The 4,885-nt window shown below is 66.8% G+C and carries 8 protein-coding genes, 1 tRNA gene and 1 pseudogene; all 10 read left to right on the plus strand.

Going from position 1 to position 4,885, the window contains the following annotated elements; genetic code table 11:
* A pseudogene (locus ACIA5H_RS37315) lies at positions 1-333 on the plus strand (hypothetical protein); the annotation flags it as partial.
* A 32-nt stretch (positions 334-365) separates the two neighbouring features.
* Entirely contained in the window at positions 366-557 is a 192-nt protein-coding gene (locus ACIA5H_RS37320; protein WP_397081036.1) for a hypothetical protein, read from the plus strand.
* Positions 554-877: a hypothetical protein gene (locus ACIA5H_RS37325; RefSeq protein WP_364599300.1), complete on the plus strand. Its 324-nt coding sequence runs from the start codon at positions 554-556 to the stop codon at positions 875-877. The genes ACIA5H_RS37320 and ACIA5H_RS37325 overlap by 4 nt, the downstream gene beginning before the upstream one ends.
* Complete coding sequence (locus ACIA5H_RS37330; RefSeq protein WP_364599297.1) at positions 874-1,146, plus strand: hypothetical protein; 273 nt, start codon at positions 874-876, stop codon at positions 1,144-1,146. Before ACIA5H_RS37325 ends, ACIA5H_RS37330 begins: the two co-directional genes overlap by 4 nt.
* A gap of 129 nt (positions 1,147-1,275) precedes the next feature.
* A tRNA-Met gene (locus tag ACIA5H_RS37335) sits at positions 1,276-1,350 on the plus strand.
* Positions 1,351-1,515: 165 nt separating this feature from the next.
* Positions 1,516-1,755, plus strand: coding sequence for a hypothetical protein (locus ACIA5H_RS37340; RefSeq protein WP_364599294.1), 240 nt, complete (start codon positions 1,516-1,518; stop codon positions 1,753-1,755).
* 2 nt (positions 1,756-1,757) lie between these two features.
* Complete coding sequence (locus ACIA5H_RS37345; protein WP_364599291.1) at positions 1,758-2,444, plus strand: hypothetical protein; 687 nt, start codon at positions 1,758-1,760, stop codon at positions 2,442-2,444.
* Positions 2,445-2,456: 12 nt separating this feature from the next.
* Positions 2,457-2,810, plus strand: coding sequence for a hypothetical protein (locus tag ACIA5H_RS37350; RefSeq protein ID WP_397081039.1), 354 nt, complete (start codon positions 2,457-2,459; stop codon positions 2,808-2,810).
* 117 nt (positions 2,811-2,927) lie between these two features.
* The gene (locus ACIA5H_RS37355) at positions 2,928-3,278 is read left to right on the plus strand and encodes a hypothetical protein (RefSeq protein WP_397081040.1); all 351 of its coding nucleotides are present in this window, start codon (positions 2,928-2,930) and stop codon (positions 3,276-3,278) included.
* Positions 3,279-3,288: 10 nt separating this feature from the next.
* Complete coding sequence (locus tag ACIA5H_RS37360; RefSeq protein WP_364599309.1) at positions 3,289-4,842, plus strand: hypothetical protein; 1,554 nt, start codon at positions 3,289-3,291, stop codon at positions 4,840-4,842.
* Positions 4,843-4,885: the final 43 nt, after the last annotated feature.

Raw genomic sequence — 4,885 nt, forward strand, 5'->3', positions numbered from 1 at the left:
ACGTTCGACCGGCAGTCACCGGCCGCGTTCGTCACGTGCCCGCGGTGCGGCGTGCTGCACGACACCGCGCGGCTCGAGGCGCGGCTGCTGTCGCGCAGCGACAATCTCGCGTTCGACGTCGTCGCGCTCGTGCGGATCCTGCGCGAGCTCGGCGAGCCCGTACTGCGAAACACGGTCGACCAATGGATTCGACGCGGCAAGCTCGTGCCGTGCGCGTACCGGCACGACGGCGCCGTCGTGCCGGTACGCAAATCCGACACCGACAAACCCCTGTACCGACTCGGCGCCGTGCGCAAGCTGCGCGCCACCAACGCGAGAGGACGCACAGCATGAGGCAACTGCATTGGATACTGACATTGCGATGGTTGGCACCCGACGGCGAGCACACGCAGACGTTCGACGGCACCGGCGATTTCGAAGGCACGGGCACGCGCAGGCAGGCATTCGCCGAAATCGTCGCCATGGCGGCCGAGATGGCGGGCATTCCGGCGCATCCAATGCCGAACGTGCTGTTTTTCAGCCTGGAACGCAACGACCTGAGAGGACCGCACTCATGATCGACGTCGATCAGGTAATCAAGCTGCATTTCTTGCGCCTTGGCCCATCGAAAGCCGCGCTGCGCGAGGATGCCACGTACAGCGCGCAGATACGTTTCATGCGCAACATGGTGCACCGCCTCGGCATCGTGCTCGAGGACGAAGGCGTTCCCGACGAGACGGCCGAGCGCATCGTGCGGGGCGTGCTCTACGGCGCACCGACCGAGGAGGCCGCAGAGCTGCGCATGGCGCAGGCCGCCAATGCCCGCGAGGCCGCCATACGGCGGGCGGCGTCGGCGACAATGTCCGAGAGAGACGCACGGAAGATGTTCGGGCTGTGAGGATCGAGGAGTTCATCGAGGCGCGTCTCGTCGAGCGCGCATCCGGCGTCGAGGCCATCAGGTCCGCCTTGTTCAACGCCGAGATGGACCGGCGCGGGAACGGGCCCGGCTGCGCGAGTTTCGGCAGCGTCATGTCGCGATCGGAAGACATGGCGCGGCGGATGGTCGCCGAGCCTGTGCGCGCGAGCGAGCTCATGCCCGGCGATCGGACCGCAGTCGCCGCAGTGTGGCGCGATCATCCCGACTACCAGCAGGAATGGGCAACATAGGTCAGCGCGCCGCGCGGTAGCTGGACAAGATCGCCGCTCACTGTCAGACTTTCTTGCAGCGGGACATCTGTCCCCGAAGCCCGGTCCCGGCCCCCTGCTGGACCGGGTTTTTTCATGCCCCGCACTCGACGCGCGGTAGAGCAGCTCGGTCAGCTCGTCGGTCTCATAATCCGAAGGTCGCCGGTTCAAATCCGGCCCGCGCTACGGCCGCAACGGTCACCAGTCACCACAACCCGGATCCGCCTGCGCGGTCCGGGTTTCGCAGTTTCAGGAGAGATCCATGTTCGCAACTCTGTCCGCCGAAGCGTCACATGTTCCGTGGGCGCTGCTCGGCCGTCTCGCTCTGGCGATCCTGGGCGTGCTGGTCTGATGTCCGAGGGCATCGGCGCACCGATCGCGACCATCGGCCGAATCGTCCACTATCAGACCTACGGCACGCCGGGCGGCGAACACGAGCCCGAACCGGTCGCCGCGATCGTCACCGGGTCGCATCCCGGCAATGCGGCCGACCTGTACGTCATCTACCCGAACGGCACGTCGAACAAGTCGCTCGTGCCGTGGGCGCCCGAACCGACGCCCGGTCACTGGAACTGGCCGCCGAGAGTCTGAGCATGTCGCGCCGCCGCTTCCTGATTCGTGATTTCGTCGATTTCCTCACCGGCGGCGACGTCGCGACCGTTCACACCGGCCCGATCCCGATATGGGCCGGATTCATCATCGAGCAGAACGCTCGAATTCTCGAGATCCTGGAGAAGTTCATGCCAAACATCGAAGCGCAGCTGAAGGCCGATATTGCCTCGCTGGTCGATTCCAACACGAAGATCGTGGCGCTGTCCGCTGCGCAGGTTCAGCAGATCGGTGATCTGCAGGGCCAGGTCGCCGCGCTGAAGTCGCAGATCGACGCCGGCGGCACCATCACTGCCGAGGACGTCGCCGCACTGGACGACATCACGGCCAAGATCGCCGCCACCGCAGCCAGCACGGCGGACACCGCAGGTGCCAGCGCTACCAGCCCGGCGGCCGGTCAGAGCGTGGAACCGCAGCAGCCCATCACCTCGCAGCCCGTCGAGACCGCACCGGCCACCGATGCCGCTGCCCCGGTCGATGTGCCCGTGCAGCAGCCCATCACCAGCGACGGCAGCGATGCCGCCAAGGTGAGCGGCGCTGACGACACGGCCACCGACACCACGGCCACCGCACCGGCCGAGGACAGCGCCACCGAGCAGACCAGCGAGCCCACTGCCACCGCCGACGAGGGCGACAGCTCGGCCACTGGCACCACCGGGTTCGGACTGTAGGTCCTGCCGGTCATGCCGACCCGGGCCGCGCGGCGCACAACGACGCAGCGCGGCCTCGGTCATGTCCATCAGCAGCGCGTCGCGGGCCTACTTCGCGCGCTCGAGGACGGCTCGCCCTGCTGGTGGTGCACCCGGCCCATGTACCGCGACGCCGGTCGCAACTTCGACCGGCGGCAGCTGCAGGGCGACCACTCGAAGGCGCGAGCAATGGGCGGCGTGCTGACCGACCGTCTGCTGCACGCGAAGTGCAACGCCGAGCGCGGCGACGGCAGCCGCGACCACCTGCGGCCAGCACTCACCGGGCAACCGGTGAATGCGGCCGATGAGACCGAGGATCGGGCGCGCTGGTGCCTGATGAGCTGGTGAACGTGGCCGGATCCGCGCGCCGACCAGCGGCAGACCGGCCCGTCTCGTTCGTCCGATTTGCCGGAAAAATCCGGACCCCCCTCCCGGCTGACCCCCGTCTCTTAGTCGGGATTTTTATTGACCGGGCGAAAAACGGTGCATGCAATGGCCTCTGAGCTCGGGGAAGTCGGCGAAAAGCTGCGTGCCGCACTCGAATCGCCCACGGATTCGTTCGAAATCACCGTGTTGATCCTCGAAGCGGCGCGAGTGGGGGATCGGCTAGAGCAACTGAACAGCATTCTTACTGGTGAGGGCGAAATCTGGGCCCGATTGACGAACGGACGTGAGGGCGACCTCGAAATCCGTGTCGACAATGTACTACAGGAGGCGCGCCAGCAGGCGGGCACGCTGCGGCAGCTGATCGGGACGATTCGGCGTCTGCGCGACGAGCCCGAGGCACCCGACGACGATGGGCTCGCCGATCTCTGACCTCGCTGTCATGAAGCGCGAGCTATTCCCAGCGCCGGATCCGGCTGTCTTCCCGACGCTCACCGGTCGGCAGACGCCGCATCACTTCTGGGCGTCGCCGGGCGATGACACCGACGGCCACAAGGCGATCAAGCTCGCCGGGCGGCTGCCGATTCCGCCGGTCATGCCGTGGCAGTCGGGCAATCTGCGGTGTCTGCTGCGGCGCAACCCTGATGGCACGTGGACGCACTCGGACGCCGTGCTCATCGTGCCGCGTCAAAACGGAAAGAGCGAAATCCTTTTGCTCCGTTGCCTTTTCGGCCTCGCGGTGCTGGGCGAGAAGATCCTCTACACGGTGCAGCGTTGGGACACCGGCAAGGATCTGCACGACCGACTCGTGCAGATGATCAACTCGCGGCCGTGGCTGAAACGGCGGCTCGCGAAAAAGCCGACGCTGTCGCAGGGGCGCGGTGAGGTCAAGTTCACCAACGGCGGGCACCTGATTTTCTCGACGCGCTCGGCCGACATGGGCCGCGGCGTAACGAAACTCGATCTGCTGATCTATGACGAGTCCTACAACCTGGACGAGTCCGCCTCGGCGGCCGTCGGTTGGGCGCAGATGGCTGCGCACGATCCGCAGACCATCTACACCAGCTCGGCCGTGAACGCGCACATCCATCCCAAGGGGTTCCTGCTCACCGATATGCGCGCCGCCGGTCTGCGGCAGTCACCGGGCCTCTATCTGGCCGAATACATGGCACCCGAGCCGATGCCGTACGACGCCGAGGAGACTTGGAAGGCCGGTAATCCGTCGTACGGTGTCATCCAGACCGCGGCGAAGATGCGCAAGGAACTGCGCAAGGCCACGACCAAGGCCGGCATCGCGATTTTCGGCGTCGAAGGCCTCGGCCGCGGTATCTGGCCGGTGCGCGACGAGGACCGACCCGCATTGATTCCCGCGGACGTGTGGAACCGGATGAAGAATCCGGCCGCGACGCTGGTCGGACCGAAGGCGATGGCGGTCGATATGACACCGGATCGCAAGACGGTCTCGATCACCGCCTCGCAGTGGACCACCGAGGGCCGCATCCACATCGATCTGGGCTACCACGGGCCGCGCTCGGCGCAGACCGTGCCCTACATCGTGAGCACGGTGTCGCGGCTGGATCCGTGCGTGCTGGTGATCGACGACCAGAGTCCGGCGGCGTCGATGGTCGCCGATCTCGAGGCCGCGGGGCTGACGGTCTACACGACCAACACCAGCGAGATGGCGAAGGCGACCGGCGATTTCTACGACCGATCGGACGGCGCGCTGCTCAACCACACCGGCGATCCCGAGCTCGCCGACGCTGTCGAGGGCGCGGTCAAACGCGATCTGCCGGGCGGCGGCTGGGCATGGGACCGCAAACGCGCACTCGACGACATTTCCCCGCTCGTCGCCGGATCGCTGTCGACCTGGGGGCTGGTGACCTTCGGCGCGCAGACCGCGCCGGTTCAGTCGATCGTGCACCGGGCGACGACTGCGGCGACGCCGTCGCGCCGATTCCGCGGCGAAACATCCGATCTCGCGGCAGTGGGGTTCTAAGTGGGCACAATTTCGGGTTCGATGCGCCGGCGCACGCCGCCGG

It is taken from the genome of Nocardia sp. NPDC051900, assembly GCF_044452545.1.
Classification (GTDB): Bacteria; Actinomycetota; Actinomycetes; order Mycobacteriales; family Mycobacteriaceae; genus Nocardia; species Nocardia sichangensis.